Annotated in this window: 16 protein-coding genes; 4 read left to right on the top strand and 12 right to left on the bottom strand. The window is 75.3% G+C overall.

Annotation, left to right across the window (positions count from 1 at the left end; genetic code table 11):
- Positions 1 to 119: 119 nt before the first annotated feature.
- The 5 genes from C0216_RS14335 to C0216_RS14315 form a co-directional block, all read right to left on the bottom strand.
- Positions 120 to 1,694, bottom strand: coding sequence for an amidase (locus C0216_RS14335; protein WP_114055660.1), 1,575 nt, complete (start codon positions 1,692 to 1,694; stop codon positions 120 to 122).
- Complete coding sequence (locus C0216_RS14330) at positions 1,691 to 2,947, bottom strand: MAB_1171c family putative transporter (protein ID WP_216827081.1); 1,257 nt, start codon at positions 2,945 to 2,947, stop codon at positions 1,691 to 1,693. The genes C0216_RS14335 and C0216_RS14330 overlap by 4 nt, the downstream gene beginning before the upstream one ends.
- Positions 2,948 to 2,961: 14 nt before the next feature.
- Complete coding sequence (locus tag C0216_RS14325) at positions 2,962 to 3,507, bottom strand: hypothetical protein (RefSeq protein ID WP_246042536.1); 546 nt, start codon at positions 3,505 to 3,507, stop codon at positions 2,962 to 2,964.
- 36 nt (positions 3,508 to 3,543) lie between these two features.
- Positions 3,544 to 4,032 (bottom strand): hypothetical protein, encoded by a 489-nt coding sequence (locus C0216_RS14320; RefSeq protein ID WP_246042535.1) that lies wholly within the window; start codon positions 4,030 to 4,032, stop codon positions 3,544 to 3,546.
- A gap of 151 nt (positions 4,033 to 4,183) precedes the next feature.
- Positions 4,184 to 4,810 carry a hypothetical protein gene (locus C0216_RS14315; RefSeq protein WP_114055657.1) on the bottom strand — a complete coding sequence of 209 codons (627 nt, stop codon included), beginning with the start codon at positions 4,808 to 4,810 and terminating at the stop codon, positions 4,184 to 4,186.
- 369 nt (positions 4,811 to 5,179) lie between these two features.
- On the opposite strand from C0216_RS14315, the gene C0216_RS14310 reads away from it, so the two are divergent.
- Positions 5,180 to 6,634: a serine/threonine-protein kinase gene (locus tag C0216_RS14310; RefSeq protein ID WP_114055655.1), complete on the top strand. Its 1,455-nt coding sequence runs from the start codon at positions 5,180 to 5,182 to the stop codon at positions 6,632 to 6,634.
- A gap of 10 nt (positions 6,635 to 6,644) precedes the next feature.
- On the opposite strand, the gene C0216_RS14305 is transcribed toward C0216_RS14310, so the two are convergent.
- The gene (locus C0216_RS14305) at positions 6,645 to 7,595 is read right to left on the bottom strand and encodes a 5'-nucleotidase (RefSeq protein ID WP_114055654.1); all 951 of its coding nucleotides are present in this window, start codon (positions 7,593 to 7,595) and stop codon (positions 6,645 to 6,647) included.
- Between the two features lie 97 nt (positions 7,596 to 7,692).
- Here C0216_RS14305 and C0216_RS14300 point away from each other — a divergent pair, with 97 nt between their 5' ends.
- Together C0216_RS14300 and C0216_RS14295 are read left to right on the top strand one after the other, a co-directional pair.
- Positions 7,693 to 8,484: an ATP-grasp domain-containing protein gene (locus tag C0216_RS14300; RefSeq protein WP_246042534.1), complete on the top strand. Its 792-nt coding sequence runs from the start codon at positions 7,693 to 7,695 to the stop codon at positions 8,482 to 8,484.
- 162 nt (positions 8,485 to 8,646) lie between these two features.
- The gene (locus C0216_RS14295) at positions 8,647 to 11,202 is read left to right on the top strand and encodes a discoidin domain-containing protein (RefSeq protein ID WP_246042533.1); all 2,556 of its coding nucleotides are present in this window, start codon (positions 8,647 to 8,649) and stop codon (positions 11,200 to 11,202) included.
- A gap of 12 nt (positions 11,203 to 11,214) precedes the next feature.
- Here C0216_RS14295 and C0216_RS14290 read toward each other — a convergent pair whose 3' ends face one another.
- The 5 genes from C0216_RS14290 to C0216_RS35000 all read right to left on the bottom strand — a co-directional run bounded on the left by C0216_RS14290 (position 11,215) and on the right by C0216_RS35000 (position 14,650).
- Complete coding sequence (locus C0216_RS14290) at positions 11,215 to 11,802, bottom strand: TetR/AcrR family transcriptional regulator (protein WP_114055651.1); 588 nt, start codon at positions 11,800 to 11,802, stop codon at positions 11,215 to 11,217.
- An 8-nt stretch (positions 11,803 to 11,810) separates the two neighbouring features.
- The gene (locus C0216_RS14285; RefSeq protein ID WP_114055650.1) at positions 11,811 to 12,347 is read right to left on the bottom strand and encodes a hypothetical protein; all 537 of its coding nucleotides are present in this window, start codon (positions 12,345 to 12,347) and stop codon (positions 11,811 to 11,813) included.
- A gap of 63 nt (positions 12,348 to 12,410) precedes the next feature.
- Positions 12,411 to 13,115: a hypothetical protein gene (locus tag C0216_RS14280; protein ID WP_114055649.1), complete on the bottom strand. Its 705-nt coding sequence runs from the start codon at positions 13,113 to 13,115 to the stop codon at positions 12,411 to 12,413.
- An 88-nt stretch (positions 13,116 to 13,203) separates the two neighbouring features.
- Entirely contained in the window at positions 13,204 to 14,358 is a 1,155-nt protein-coding gene (locus C0216_RS14275; protein ID WP_246042814.1) for an MFS transporter, read from the bottom strand.
- Positions 14,359 to 14,515: 157 nt separating this feature from the next.
- Positions 14,516 to 14,650: a hypothetical protein gene (locus C0216_RS35000; protein WP_281277930.1), complete on the bottom strand. Its 135-nt coding sequence runs from the start codon at positions 14,648 to 14,650 to the stop codon at positions 14,516 to 14,518.
- A gap of 75 nt (positions 14,651 to 14,725) precedes the next feature.
- On the opposite strand from C0216_RS35000, the gene C0216_RS14270 reads away from it, so the two are divergent.
- Positions 14,726 to 15,019 carry a hypothetical protein gene (locus C0216_RS14270; protein WP_114055648.1) on the top strand — a complete coding sequence of 98 codons (294 nt, stop codon included), beginning with the start codon at positions 14,726 to 14,728 and terminating at the stop codon, positions 15,017 to 15,019.
- Between the two features lie 48 nt (positions 15,020 to 15,067).
- On the opposite strand, the gene C0216_RS14265 is transcribed toward C0216_RS14270, so the two are convergent.
- The gene (locus C0216_RS14265) at positions 15,068 to 15,304 is read right to left on the bottom strand and encodes a hypothetical protein (RefSeq protein ID WP_114055647.1); all 237 of its coding nucleotides are present in this window, start codon (positions 15,302 to 15,304) and stop codon (positions 15,068 to 15,070) included.
- Positions 15,305 to 15,373: the final 69 nt, after the last annotated feature.

Genomic DNA, 15,373 nt, shown 5'->3' with positions numbered 1-15,373 from the left:
TGATGATCGCAGGGCCCGGGTACCGTATCCCCCGTCGGTATCCGGGCCCTGCATGCTTGTACGGGCTCGCCCCGCCCCACCCCCGTGGGGGCAGAGCGAGCCCGGTCATGGGCGCCCGGTCACGCGGTGAACGCGGGCGGTAGGACCGGCGCGGGCAGTTGCCGCGCCAGGTGCCTTGCGACGTCGACGACGGTCCGGTCGGCGAGGTACGGGCCGATGATCTGGACGGACAGCGGCAGCCCGCCGGGCGTGCGCCCCGCCGGCATGACGACGGCCGGGAGCCGGACGTGTCCGGCCAGGTTCAGCCACGCCGTCTGGTCGAAGTACGGCCTCTTCTCGCCGTCGACGGTGATGTACCGGTCCGGAAGCGGTGTCGTCGTCTGGTCGTCGACGGCCGGGGCCGGGACGGCCGGCGTGATGAGGACGTCGTGGGTGGTGAAGTAGTCGGCCCAGCGGGCGCGCAGCTTCTCCCGGTCCTCGTTCGCCCGCAGCCAGTCGCGGTGCCGCATGGTGCGCGAGTGCAGGAAGAGGCCCCTGGGGTCGTCGGCGGGGATCTTCTCCGCGGCCTCGATGTCCGCGGCGAAGCCCTCGTCGGTGGCGGTGGCGCCGGCGGTGGCGAACATGAGGCGCTGGAACAGCCGGTCGCTGGCGGGGAGGTCGACGGGCCGGGCGGTGTCGTCGACGGCGGCGCCGGCGGCGCGCAGCAGGGCGGCGACGTCGTCGAGGCACCGGCGGACGGTGGCGTCGACGCGGCAGTACGGGTCGTCCCGCCAGATGCCGATCCGGTAGTCCGCGAGGCGGCCGCGGCGGGGCGCCGGGAGGTCGATGCGCCAGGCGGCGGCCTCCGCGGGCGCGGGGGCGGCCAGGACGTCGAGGAGGACGGCGAGGTCGTCGGCGTTCCGGGCGATCGGGCCGATGGTGAGCATGTCCGAGGTGGAGAGCCAGCCCGGCGGGCGCGGGATGTGGCCGCGGGTGGGGACGATGCCGCCGCTGGGCCGGAGCGCGTACACGCCGCAGTAGGCGGCGGGGAGGCGGAGCGAGCCGGCGAGGTCGGAGCCGGTCTCCAGGCTGGTCATGCCGGAGGCGACGGCGGCCGCGGGGCCGCCGGAGGAGCCGCCGGCGGTCTTCGTGTCGTCGTGGGGGTTCCTGGTGGTGCCGAAGACCGGGTTGGAGGTCTGGAGGTCCTGGCACATGACGGGGACGTTGGTCTTGCCGACGATGACGGCGCCGGCGGCGCGCAGGCGGGCGACGGCGTCGGCGTCCCGGTCGGGGATGTGCCCGGCGAGGTCGGGTGAGCCGCTGGTGCTGCGCAGGCCCTTGGTTTCGAGGGCGTCCTTGACGGTGAGGGGCAGTCCGTGGAGGGCGCCGAGGGTCTTGCCGGTGCGGGCGAGGTGTCGGTCGGCGGCGTCGGCGGCGGCGCGGGCGCCTTCGGCGTCGAGGGTGACGACGGCGTTGAGGCCGGGGTTGGCGGCCTCGATGTGCCGGAGGTACTGCTCCAGCAGGGCACGGCTGGTGGTGTCACGCCGGCGCAGGGCGGTGAGCTGCTCGCGCGCCGGGGCCAGGTGGAGGTCCGGGCGCGGGGCCCCCGGGTTGCCGGCGGGGCCGCGGGAGCGGGCGGAGGCGGACAGGGTGGCCATGGACGCGGCCGCGGCGACGGCGGTCGAGGCGAGGAGCAGGGTGCGGCGGAGGATCACGGGCGGGCTCCCGGGGTGGCGCTGCCGGCAGTGCCGGCGTCGGTGGTGTCGGCGGCGGCGCGGGCGGTGGTGCGGCCGCCGCGCGGCGCGGGCGGGGTGAAGTGGGCGGCGACGCGCTGGAGGTGGCGCAGCTCGTCCTCGGTGGTGGCGAGCGGCAGGTCGGCGTCGGCGTAGTCGGCGGGGGCGGCGACGGGGTCGCCCGCCGCGTGCCGGTCGAGGGCGGCGCGGATCTGGTCGGCGGTGACGGCCGCGGCGAGTTCGGCGCCGGCGAGTCCGGCGGCGGAGCGGCGGGCCTCGGCTTCGGCGCGGACGGCGGGGTCGAGGTAGCGGCGCATCACCTTCTGGCCCTGGCGGATCTCGACGCGGCGGCGCAGCAGCGGGAAGTGGGCGCTGCGGCCGCGCAGGACGTCGCGGCCCTGCCTGGACGGGCGGCGCAGGGTGATGCCGGGGTCGGCCTGGTCGAGGGCGGTCCACAGGGGGGCGAGGCGGCGGTGTCGCAGGTGGGCGGTGGCCCAGTCGCGGACGCCGGCGGCGCGCAGGGCGACGGTGGGGATCAGGTAGCCGATCTGGGTGAGGGTGGCGCCGATGTCGCCGCAGGCCCAGGCGAAGCCGTTGAGGTGGCTGACGCTGAAGCCGGCCTCCGCGCCGATGACCGCGGCGATGCGGATGCCGCTGTAGCCGAGGGTGATGACGGCGCCGACGGTGACGAGGCGCAGGCTGAAGGCGATGGACCGGTCGGCGGCGGTGCGGGCGTACGTCCAGCAGGAGACGGCCAGGTAGGTTTCGGCGGCGCTGTACACGCCGAAGTACAGCAGCACGTACGCCTGGAAGACGGGGTCGTGCGCGTAGTACAGGGAGAAGTCGGTGGGCCGGGTGGCGGCCGGGGTGAGCGAGGCGAAGAGGACCGCCATGGCGGTGATGACGCCGGCGGCGGCGGCGAGGAGGAGGCGGCTGCGGCGGCGGGCCTCGGCGGGCGGCTTCGACCAGTGGGCGAGCACGGTCGCCTGGAGGGCGAGGACGACGATGACGAAGCCCTGGGCGATGGGCACGACGATGTTCGGGACGCCGAAGAACCCGTCGACGCGGATCCACACGGGTGTGAGGGAGACGGCGTAGCTGAGGGCGGAGAAGCCGTAGGTGAAGGCGAGGGCGACGAGTGCGGGGTCGCGGCGGCGCTTGCCCAGGTCGCGCACCAGGATGAGGAATCCGGTGCCGGCGATGGCAAGGCACAGAGGGTGGAGGATGTCTTTCACGGGGCCCTGTTCGGTCAGCGCAGCAGCGTGCGGGCTATCGGGTCGGCTTCCCGGCTGCCCTGGGGGCGGGATGCGCTCACGTGCTCCTGGAGGAGGGAGCCGAGCATCTCGGCTTCGAACTCCTCCGGCTCGTTGTACCGGGTCCTCCCGAGGACGAGCTGGACCGTTGCAGGGTCGATGTCGGTGATGAGGCCGCCGAGGCTGCCGGCGTCGACGGCCGCGCCGCCGCGGTGGCGCCCCAGCATGTGGCCGAACTCGTGGCCGACGATGATCTCGGCGTGGGCGCGGCTGATGGCGGTGTCGTAGAAGACGTAGTCGGTGTCGCCGGTGGCCAGCCACAGGCCGCACGGTGCGGACGCGTCGAGGGCGTCGGGGTCGGAGGGGTCCGAGGCGAAGGGCATGAGGCGGATGGTGCGGCCCAGGCGGTCCTCCATGAACGGCACCAGGTCCAGGACGCTGTCCACCTCGGGCAGGCCGAGGCCTTCGACGAACTCCCGGCTGCGGTGCTCGACTTCGTCGGCCTCGCTGCGGGTTCCGCCCTTACGACGGCTGAGCCACATGGAGCTTCCCCTTCCCCCGGAGACACCGGTCGCCGGTCACGGCAGGTCCCTTGCGGGGTCGTCGGTCAGGCCTTCCTCTTTGCGTACGGCTTCGAGTGCCGCCAGCACCTTGCGCTGGCCGGCGGCGGAGACGCCCATGGCGCGCAGGGCGATCTGCTCTACGCCGTTCTCCTTCAGCTTGCGGAGGATCTCGAACTGTGTGGCGACCTTCCGCGTGACCTCGTCCTCGACGAAGTAGGCGGCCTCCACGCCGAAGAAGCGGGCGAGGAGGGGCACCATCGTGATGGTGGGGGTGCGCTTGCCCGCGCGGAGCAGGCTGATGTGGGACCGGGTGTAGCTGTCCTCCCCGTACGAGGAGATGGTGCGGGCCACGTGCGCGTTGGTGTACTCCTCGGCGCCGGGCGGCCGTACGCGGTCGAAGAGGAAGTTCAGGCGGTCGCTGAAGGGGGAGCCGGGGCCCGGGACCGGGACGGGTCCTCGCATGGCCGGCTCCGGTGCTTCGGGTCCTTCTGCGGGATCCGCCACGGGGAACTGCCTCCTTCCGCGGGCGTAACTATAGTTGACGCCCGCCGTGCGTAACTATAGTTGACGGATTCGGAAGCGGAAGCCCCTTCCTGCGACAGCCCGTTCGCCCGGAGCGGAGGGCGACCGCGGCAGCGCGCAGGTGCGCCCCGCGCTACGGGCGCGGCGACAGGGGCGGATTCAGGGCTTCCGCGGGCCGCGCCTCGCTCCAGTAGATGTCGAGCATGGTGCGCAGCGGGACCTGCTCCTGCTCGGCGCCGACCGGCACGGTCAGCGCGTCCAGCATCCGCCAGAGCTCGTGGTCGATCGGCGCGGCGGCGGCGCCCTCCGTGGCGTGGGCCGCCTGGTGCCGGTGGACGGCGAGGGCGAGCCTGCGGAGCGTCTCGCGCTGCTCCTGCGCGACGCGGTGGTTGGCCGAGCGGTTCACCGAGCGCTGCACCTTGCCCAGTTCGGAGATGGCCCGCTGGATCATCTGGTGGAAGTTGGCGGCCCGCTTGCGCCAGCTCTCGTACTCGGCGCGGGTGGCGAACCACTCCCGCTTGCCCTCCTCGCCGCGGGCGAAGCACTGCGCCTGGAAGAGGTCGCGCTCCGCCTTGCGCTTGCGCAGCACGTTGCCGGTGCGCTGGTGGACGTTGGTGATGATGTCGTACGTGCGGCCCAGGTTGTCCGGGTGGGTGAGGGCCGCCCACACCTCGGGCCTGCGGGCCGGGGGGTGGGCGTTCGCCACGATCAGCTCCTCGTACTCCTTGTCCTCCAGATCGGCGATGTCTCGGGCGTCCATCAACGGGCCTCCAAGCCGGTGGCGGGCGGTGCACCCATGGTGACGGATTGTTCTGCTTCCGGTGGCGGAATGCCGGCAACAGCCCGGCCCCCGGGCTGCCGGGCCTGCGCGGACATGCAGAAGGCCCCGGTCTCCCTTGGGAGGCCGGGGCCTTGGCAGAGCGCTGGGCAGGCCTTGCACCTACATCTCCCCACAGGAAGTGGGGCGTCTTTCCTTGGACCACCAACGCAGATCCCGCCACCGCTGTCACGGCGCGGGCTCGACACCAACTCTACCGCACCGCAGGCGCTGTTCCGCACGTCCGGTGCGGGACTGCGGGGCGGCCTCCCTGGTGGCGGCGGTGTCGGCGCAGGCCCTCATACTGGGCGCATGGAACGGATCGGGGGGTACGGCGTCGAGCGCAGACTCGGCGAGGGCGGCATGGGGACGGTCTACCTGGCGCGTTCCCGCGGCGGCCGGCTGGTGGCGGTGAAGGTGGCCCGTCCGGAGCTCGCCGCGGACCCCGCCTTCCGGGAGCGCTTCCGGGCCGAGGTGGCCGCCGCCCGCCGGGTGGGCGGCTTCCACACCGCGCAGGTGGTCGACGCCGACGTCGACGGCGACCCGCCGTGGCTGGCGACCGCGTACGTGGCCGGGCCCACGCTGGCCGCCCGGCTCGCCGCCGGCGGGCCGATGGACGAGGCGGGGCTGCGCACCCTCGCGGCGGCGCTCGCCGAGGCGCTGGAGGCCATCCACGGCTGCGGCCTGGTCCACCGCGACCTCAAGCCGGGCAACATCGTGATGGCCGACGACGGGCCGCGCGTCCTCGACTTCGGGATCGCGCGCGCCCTGGAGTCCACCCGGATGACCGCGACGGGCACGGCCTTCGGCACACCGGGCTACCTGGCGCCCGAGCAGGCGCTGGGCCACGACGTCACCGGCGCGGCCGACGTGTTCGCGCTCGGGGCCGTGCTGGTCGCCTCGGCGGGCGGCAGCGCGTGGGGCGAGGGCACCCCGATGGGCCTGATGTACCGGTCGGTGCACGAGCCTCCGAACCTGGACGCGGTGCCGGAGGGACTGCGTCCGGTGGTTGCCGCCTGCCTGGCGAAGGACCCGGCGGAACGGCCGGCGCCGTCGGCGCTGCTGGACCTGCTGACCGCCGACGGCGCGGTGGCACCCGCCGGCTCCCCCGCCCCCGGCTGGACTCCGACGGTGAGCGCGCCCGCGACGCCCCCGCCGGCGGCCGTACCGGCGGCCCTGGCGCCCCGGACGCCCCCGCCGCTGCCGGCGCAGGCTCCGGCCGCGCCGCACGCCCCGGCGGCGGGCGGCGCGCCGTCCACGCCGTACCCGCCGCAGCCGGTGCCGCCGCTCCCCCACGGCATGCCGCCGGTCCCGGCCGCAGCGCCGGCCGTCCCGGGGGCGGCGCCCCTCCTCGCGCCGGAGTTCGTGGTCGCCGACCGCAGGAACAGCGTGGTCTGCGACGGCTCGGGCGTCGTCTTCGAAGTGGAGGGCGTGGAGGCGGACTTCCTGTGGGACGAGCTCGCCGGGATCACCTACGGGCCGGGCCACCGCGGCAGCCACCTCGTCGTGACGGTCCGGCTGCACGACGGCACCTCGTACTCCTGCCAGGTCCACAACCGGCGCGCCGCCCGCATCCAGGAGTGGCTGGCGCAGCTGCACGCGGTCGTCTCGCACTACCTCGGGCCCCGGCTGGGCCCCGCGCCCGCACCGTACGGGACCGGCCCGGCCCCGTGGGGCAGCCCGGCGGCCGGCTCCGCCGGCTTCGGCAGCCCGCACTTCGGCTCCGGCCCAGCCGCCCCGGGCGGCTTCGGCCCGCCGCCGCGCTAGGAACGGCCGCTCAGGCCTGGGGGAGTTCGTTGACGGCGCCGAAGGGTACGTGGACGCTCGGGGTGCCGGCGGCCGTGCCGCTGAGGTGGGTGACCTGGTCGTCGAAGAAGATGTGCGGGCGGAGGGCGGCGATGACGCCCGACTTGTCGACCCCGCCCAGGAAGAACGCCTCGTTCACCCGCACCCCCCAGTCCTTCAGGCTGCGGACCGCCCGCTCGTGCGTGGGCGCGTTCCGCGCCGTGACCAGGGAGACGTGGACGCGCGGCCGGTAGCCGGCGTCGGTGCGCCGGACCTCCTCCTCGCGCTGCTGGATGCGGTTGACGCCGGCGAGGAAGTTGCGGAGCGGGCCGGGGTCGAGCGGGGTGGCGGCGTTGCTCACCTCGTGGGCGCGGAAGCCGTCGAGGCCGCCGGCGCGGAAGACGCGCTCGGAGCTGTCGTCGGCGAGGACCCCGTCGAAGTCGAACGCGATGCGCAGCTCGGGGTCGTCGGCCGCGTCTGCCTTGTCCCCGCCGGCCGAGGCGAGGACGTGTCCGGCGGGCAGGCCGGCGGCGACCGCGTCGCGGACGTCCTGCCCGTTGGCGGAGAGGAACAGCGACATGTTCAGGGCCGGCATGAAGGGGTGGGCGGGGCGGCCCTGCCGGAAGACGGCGCGGGTGATCGGCAGGCCGTGCGCCTGGACGGAGCGCATGACGCGCAGCCCGGTGTCCGGGTCGTTGCGGGAGAGGACGATGACCTCGACGAGGGGGTCCTCGGGGCTGTCCGCCAGGTCGTTGAGGGCGAGGAGGCGGCGGACGAAGGGGAAGGCGACGCCCTTGCCGAGGGTCCGGTCGAGGTGTTCCTCCTGGTGCCTGCGGTAGGCCTCCTCGCCGTCCTGCCGGAAGACCGCGTCGGACTCGGCCAGGTCGAACAGGGCGCTGGAGGCGATCCCGACCACCAGGCGCCGGGACAGGTCGTACTTCATGACGCCCCTTTCGCACGTGCGTGCCAGTCTCGCAGGTACCGGCGGCGGGGCGAAAACCGCGGGCGGGTGTCCCGTGCGGGTCCGTAGGCTCGGCTGCGTGGACAACCGAACCGATCCTGCCCGGCCCCGCCCGGCCCTCGTCCTGCCGGCGCCCCGCACCTCGACCGGGGAACTCCTCGGCCGGGCCGCGGCGTGGCGCGGCTTCGATGTCCTCGCACGCCCTGAGCGGCCGCCCTCGGGGGGTCCGGCGCACTGGTACGGCGGCCCCCGCTCGGCCGACCGGGTCGCCGCGGGGCTGGGCCTCGCGCTGCTGGAGCCGGCGGACGGCTGGTTGGCCGGGCTGCCGTACGGGCTGCTGCGGCGGCGGGTCCGGCTGACGACGCTCGCGGAGGCCCGCGCGCTGCCCGGGCCGTGCTTCGTCAAGCCGCCGTCGGAGAAGACCGAGGCGCTGCCTGCGGCGGTGTACGGGCCCGGGGGCGGTGCCCGCCTGCCGGGGCCGGAGGTCCTGGACGGGGCGACGCCCGTGCTCGTCTGCTCGGTCGTGGAGTTCGCCGCCGAGTACCGGCTGTTCGTCCTCGACGGGGAGGTGGTCGCGGGCAGCCGGTACGCCGTGTACGGGCGCCTCGACCCGGCGGCGCTGGACGCGGGGGCCCGCGCGTTCGGCCGGGAGGTGCTGGCGGCCGCGGCGGACGGGCTGCCGAGCGCGGTGTGCGTGGACGTGGGCCGTCTCGCGGACGGCATGTGGGCGGTGGTGGAGGCCAACATGCCCTGGTTCGCGCACTGCTACGCGGCCGAGCCGGAGCGGGTGCTGGACGTGGTGCTGCGTGCGGCCGGACCGCTGGAGCGCGTACGCGGCCGGGACGTGCGGTTCCTGCGTGGCGCGGCGTGACTGCGCGGGCGTGCGGGACGGCTGGGGCGACACAGCGGTCGGCGCGGGCCCCCGCCCGGCCGAGCCGCGCGGTTTCTCGCCAACCCTCCCGGTTCCGGGGCCCGTTGCGGGGAGGCTGACCTATGTTCTGGGGCGTATGCCGGTCCGCCCCAGGAGGTCTGATTGCCATCCGGACGCACCCGTGCCCTCGACCGGTTGCGCGCGCTGCGCCGGTCCTCCCTGCTCATCGCCTTCGCCCTCGGCTCTCTGCTGGTGGGGCTGACGCCCCTGTTCGGCGTGGCCAGTCCGGCGCCCGGGGCGCCCGGGCCCCGGCCCGCGCCGGTGCCGTTCGAGCAGCAGAAGGCGATGCAGGCCCCGCACCACCCCGTGGTTCCGGCGAACGCCCTGGAGCCGTCGGCGCCCGTCCTCGACCGGAGCGGGTGGACGGCCGCGGCGAGCGACGAGGAGACCACCGGGGAGAACGGCCGCGCGGCCAACGTCCTCGACGGCAGCGCCGCGACGATCTGGCACAGCAAGTGGTCCGGCACCCCCGTCCCGCTGCCCCACAGCATCACCCTCGACATGCACCGCACGGCGGTGGTCTCCGCGGTCGTCTACCAGCCGCGCAGCGACGGGGGCAACGGGCGCGTCGGCGAATACGCCGTCAGCCTCAGCACGGACGGACGGAACTGGGACAGCCCGGTCGCCACCGGGACCCTCGCGGACGACGGCAGCACGAAGACGCTGGGCTTCGCCCCGCAGGGCACCCGCTTCGTCCGGCTGACGGCGCTCACCGAGGCGGGCGGCCGCGGCCCCTGGACGTCGGCGGCCGAGGTCAACCTGCTCGGCGACCCCGGCACCCCTGCCGCCACCGTCGACCTGCCGCGCACCGGGTGGACGGCCGCGGCGAGCGACGAGGAGACCACCGGGGAGAACGGCCGCGCGGCCAACGTCCTGGACGGGGAGGCCTCGACGATCTGGCACAGCAAGTGGTCCGGCACCCCCTCCCCGCTGCCCCACAGCATCACCCTCGACATGCACCGCACGGCGGAGGTCTCCGCGCTCGTCTACCAGCCGCGCCAGGACTACGGCAACGGCCGGGCCGGCGCCTACACCGTGACCACCAGCACCGACGGCAGCTCCTTCGGCGCGCCGGTGGCCTCCGGAACGTGGCGGGACGACGACACCGTCAAGACGGCCACCTTCACCCGCACCGCGAGCGCCCGCTTCGTGCGCCTGACCGTGACGAGCGAGGCCGGGGCGCGGGGGCCGTGGACATCCGCGGCGGAGATCCGCCTGAGCGGTCCCGCGAACCCGGCCGCGCACGGTTCCTGGGGCCGGATCACCGGCTTCCCGCTCGTCCCGGTGGCCACGGCCGCGCTGCCCGGCGACAAGCTGCTGGCCTGGTCGGCGTACGCGGTGGACCGCTTCGGCGGGAGCAACGGCTACACGCAGACGGCGATCCTGGACCTGAAGACGGGCAGGGTCACCCAGCGCCGCATCGACAACACCGGCCACGACATGTTCTGCCCGGGCATAGCGATGCTCGGAGACGGCCGGGTCCTGGTCACCGGCGGCAGCAACGCGGAGAAGGCGAGCATCTACGACCCGGCGACGGACGAGTGGTCGGCGACCACCGACATGAACATCGCCCGCGGCTACCAGGCCATGACCCTGCTGTCCACGGGTGAGGCGTTCGTGCTGGGCGGCTCCTGGAGCGGGGGCGGCGGCGACAGGGCGGGCGAGGTGTGGTCCCCCGACACCCGTACGTGGCGCAGGCTCCCGGGGGTGCCGGCGACGGCGGCGCTGACGGCGGACCCGGCGGGCCCGTACCGCGCGGACAACCACATGTGGCTGCACGCCACGTCCGGCGGGCGGGTGCTCCAGCTGGGTCCGAGCCGGCAGATGAACTGGATCTCGACCGCGGGGAGCGGGAGCCTGGCCCCGGCCGGCAGCCGGGCCGACAGCCCGGACGCGATGAACGGCAACGCCGTCGCCTACGACGTCGGCAAGCTGCTCACGCTGGGTGGGGCGACCGCATACGAGAACGTTCCGGCGACCCGGCGGGCGTACACGGTGGGCTTCGACGGCAGCGGCCGGGTGGAGGCGGCCCGCACCGGCGACATGGGCCACGCCCGCGCGTTCGGCAACAGTGTGGTCCTGCCGGACGGGAAGGTCGCGGTGTTCGGCGGGCAGGCCCGCCCGGTGCCGTTCAGCGACGCGACGTCCGTGCTGACGCCCGAGCTGTGGGATCCGGCGACCGGGACGTTCACGCCGCTGGCCTCGATGGCGGTCCCGCGCAACTACCACAGCGTGGCGAACCTGCTGCCCGACGGGCGGGTGTTCTCGGGCGGCGGCGGGCTGTGCGGCGAGTGCGCGACGAACCACGCCGACGGCGCGGTGTTCACGCCGCCGTACCTGCTGAACGCGGACGGGACGCCGAAGGCGCGCCCGGTGATCACCGGCGGGGTGCCCGCGCGGGTCCCGGCGGGGGCGTCGCTCACAGTGGCCACGGAGGGCTCGGTGGCGTCGTTCGTCCTGATGCGGGCGGCGGCCGCGACGCACTCCACGGACAACGACCAGCGGCGGGTGCCGCTGGTGTCGGCGCCCGCGGGGGCGGGCTCGCACACGGTGTCCGTGCCGGCCGACAAGGGTGTCGTCCTGCCGGGCACCTACCTGCTGTTCGCCCTCGACGCGCAGGGCGTCCCGAGCACGGCGAAGTTCGTGACGGTCCACTGAACCGCCGGCGGGTCACGGGCGGGGGGCGGTCCACAGGCGGGTGAGGAGGGTGCGCAGTGTTTCGGCGGTGCGCGAGGCGGGGAGCGACGGGCGCGCCAGCGCCCAGGCGTCGGCCGCGTCGAGAAGGGCGCGGGTCGCGGCCGTGAGGAGTTCACGGTCGGCCAGGGGGTCGATCAGGCCGATGCGCAGGCCGTTCTCCACGAGCCGGGCGGTCCAGCCGCCGTCGTCTCCGGCGCCGTCGTCTCCGGCGCTGCCGGCGGCGGCGAGTACGGCGCGGTCGTCGGGGTGGTCGCGCAGGTGGGCCGAGAGGCGGGCCGTGCCGTCGGTGAGCTGCTCCCAGAAGCGCCGTTCGGTTGCGGCGTCCTCCCAGGGGCCGAGGGCGGCCAGGGCGCGGGCGGCGGTGTCGGCGGCGACGGCGGCGAACAGGTCGTCCTTGCCGTCGAAGTAGTGGTAGGCCGAGGTCTTGGAGATGCCGGCCTCGGCGATGATCCGGTTGAAGGACGCCGCGTCCTTGCCGTCGCGGGCGAAGTGGCTGCGGGCGACGGCGAGGACGGCGGCCCGGGTCTCCGGGGGAAGCCGGTCGAAGCGGGGCAGGGGCACGGTTCACCTCACGGGGTGCGGGGTTGCAGGACGGCGGGGCGGCCGGCGGCGAGTCGGCGGTTGAGACGCGCGGTGACCGCCCAGTGCGCGGCCCACAGCAGCAGGGCCGCGGCGGCGCCGGCGCGGCCGGCGGCGCCGGGCAGGAGCGAGACGATCTGGAATCCGCACCAGGCGTACCCGAGGGCCTTCCAGCGCCGTACGGCCGCCGGCGCGGTGCGGCCGTCGGAGGCCAGGGACGCGGCGACGGCGCGGACGATGAAGAAGTCCTCGGTGAAGTTGTAGGGGATGGCGAACATCCACCACACGGACCGCGGCGCGGCCGTCCGGGCGTCCGGGGGGACCAGGTGCAGGGTGCGCTGCAGGGACCGGCAGTACAGGGCGACCAGTCCGAAGAACACCGCGACCGCGGCGACGGCTCCGGGCAGTCCCGGCGCCGCGACCTCGCCGAGGACGCCGCTGCCCCACTGGGGCGCCCACAGGGGGTACGTCAGCAGGACGGACACCAGGACCGTGCCGGAGGTCTTCACGGCTGCAGTGGCTCTCACACCAGGGAGTGTACTGGCAGTACACCCCACCGGTACACCCCCTGCGGGATCATTCCGCCGCCGTCAGGAGACGGCGTACCACTGGCTGCCCCAGCCCGTGTTGATGGTGCTGGTGGACTGCTGCGCCAGGTCCACCTTGGCCGGGAGCGAGGTCTGCCCCGTCAGGATCGTGCTGTAGCGCAGGTTCGGCGGGGTGAGTCCGGCGTTGACGGAGATGCCGGCGCCGGTGGCCTTGAGCGTGAGGGCGTTGGTGGCCCAGGTGCCGTTGAGGAGCAGGGCGATGAAGTAGGTGCCGGGGGCGGCGGTGAAGGGCTTCGCCAGCGGCAGCGGCTTGGCGATCGGGTCCGTCATCAGCTGCGGCGAGATGTCCGCGGTGGCCGCGCGCAGGGTGCCGGAGGCGTCGTACACGCCGAGGTAGCAGTCGGCCAGTCTGGCCTGCGGGTCGATCCCGGCGAGCCCCAGCCAGATGTTCGACCAGGTGATCTCCTCGTGGAGGACGAGCCGGACGAGGGTGACGCGGCCGCCGACGCCGCCCGTGGTCTGGGCCGTGACGTGGCCGGCGTCGTTCGGGTCGCCGGTCCAGGCGAGCAGGTTCTGGTCCTGCGGCAGCGGTTCCTGTACGGCGCGCGGCCCCGGGGAGGCGGGCGGCGCGGCGGTGGCCGCCGCCGAGGCGCCGGGCCGGTCGTCGCCGGGTGCGGCGGTGCACGCCGTGAGGACGAAGAGGGCGGTGAGCGCGGCGCAGAGGCCGGCGAGGCTACGGGTGTGCATGGTCTCCCCTGGGTTCGGACGACCGAGTGTACGAACCGGCCGGCGGACCCGAACCACCGTCCCCCCGCGCCTGCTTCGGGCAGGGCGCTCACCCCGTCCGGACGGGCCTGCGCAGCAGGTAGGCGGCGGCCGCCGCGACCAGGGCGCCCATGCAGGCGAGGAACACCAGGCCCGCGTTCTCCAGTCCGAGCGGCCCCGCCATAACGCCGACGCCGACGACCGGGACGGAGATGCCGGCGTACGCCACCACGAACAGCGAGGAGATGACCGCGGCGCGCCGGTCCGGCGGGGAGGCCCCGGCCACCGCCGACAGCGCCCCGCGGAACGACAGGCCCTGCCCGGCCCCGCCGACGAGCGCGCTCAGCACCACCAGGGCGAGGAGGTCCTGCCACAGGGCGGCGGCGAGCAGGGCCAGCCCGGCGAGGAGGGTGGCGCAGCCGAGCGGCAGCGAGCGCCGGACGCCGAGCCGGCCTGCGGCCAACTGCCCGGCGGTGGAGGCGAAGAACGCGAGGGCGACGACGAGGCCGCTGACGGCCCGGTCGTGGACGTCGAGGGACTGGGCCATGAAGGCGGGGCTGACGGACGTGAACACCCCGAACAGGGCGAAGCCCACGAACGCGGCGGTCGCGGCGGGCGCGAACACCGCACGGACCTGCGCGGGCACCCCGGGCCGCTGCGGCCGCACCGCCGACGGCGGCCTGCGCTCCCGTACGGTCTCCGGCAGGGCCCGCAGCACGCCCGCGGACGCGGCGAGCAGGACCAGGTGCACCGCGAACGGCAGGTGCAGCGGCCAGGGCGCGTACTCGGAGAGGAGGCCTGCGAGCAGCGGGCCGCAGCCGAGGCCTCCCATGTTGGCGGCCGTCGCGACGAAGGTGGCGCGGGAGGAGCCGCCCGGCGGGGCCAGTTCCAGGACGTAGGCGGTGGCGGCGCCGGTGAACAGGCCGGCGGACAGCCCGGACAGCAGGCGGCCCGCGTACAGCCAGGGCATGGCGGTGGCGCAGAGGAAGCAGACGGCGCTTGCGGCGGCAAGCGCGAGCCCGGTGAGCAGGACGGGCTTCCTGCCGACGGTGTCCGAGGCGTTGCCGGCGAGGAGGAGCACGCCGATGACGCCGACGGCGTACACGGCGAACACGACCGTGGTGATCAGCTCGTCGAAGCCGAACTCCTCCTGGTAGAGGCCGTAGAGAGGGGTGGGCAGAGTGGTGCCGGCCATGCAGACGGCGAACACCGCTCCGGCGAGCAGGCAGGGCCGCCACCCGCGGCCCCCGCCCGGGGCGGCGGCGCGGGCGGCGGGCTCGGGTCCGGGGGAGCCGGCCGGGCGGGCGGGCGTCACGGCTCGGTGCGGGGGCGGGGTCGGCAGGGGCGCATGGCGGCAACCATTCCCGCGGCGGGCCGGGCGTTCACGCAGGCGCACCGGGCCGGTCGCCCCCGGCCATCCTCCCGCCCGCCCACCGGCGGACGCGCCGGGCGGGCAGGGCGGGCAGGGCGGGCAGGGCGGGCAGGGCGGGCAGGGCGGGCAGCGGCGGCGGTGTCACACGAACGGGCGAAGACGTGACGAATCTCCGGTGTGGGGCGGGCGCCGCGCCGCACGGCCGGGTAGGACCGACCGCATGGTGAAGATCGAAGCGAACTGGCTGAGCCGGGCCTTCCTGTCGCTGCGGCGCGGGGCCTCGGCGGAGGCGCGGGAGGCCGCCCTGGAACTGCGCCCGTACACGGAGCGGCCCGGTCAGCGGGTGCCCGTCCCCGGCCCCACCCTGTTGCGGGCCGGGCTCGCACTGCAGGACGAGGCCCGCAGGGCCGCCGTCCCCCACCGGCGGGACAGCCTGCGGCAGGAGGCCGACGTGCTGATCGGCGCCCAGCAGCGCACGGAGCCGCCGCCCCGCGGGGCGGCCCCTGCGGGCTGACACCGGGCCCTGTGCCTGCGCGGGCCCCGGGGGTGGGCCCGGCCGTGGTCAGTGGAGCGTCCAGGTGTACTTGCCGCCGCCCACCCAGCGGACGGTGTCGGGGTCGTCCAGGTCGTGGATGGTCAGGCCGGCGGACGCGGCGGTCAGGAGGACGTCGGTCATGGAGGTGGCCGTGCCGACCACCTCGCCGTCGACCTCGACGATGCGGAACGGCGGATCGCCCGGCTGCACCCCGAGCACGACGATGCGCGGGGCGGAGATGTGGGGGCTGGTGCTCTCGGTCATACGGAACGGGTTCCACGCCGCCCCGCGGGCCAATCGGGGGATGCCGCTCCGTTCACCCGATCCCCCGCG

Origin of the sequence: Streptomyces globosus (assembly GCF_003325375.1) — a bacterium.
Lineage (GTDB): Bacteria > Actinomycetota > Actinomycetes > Streptomycetales > Streptomycetaceae > Streptomyces > Streptomyces globosus_A.
This window is presented reverse-complemented; position numbering and strand designations above follow the sequence as displayed.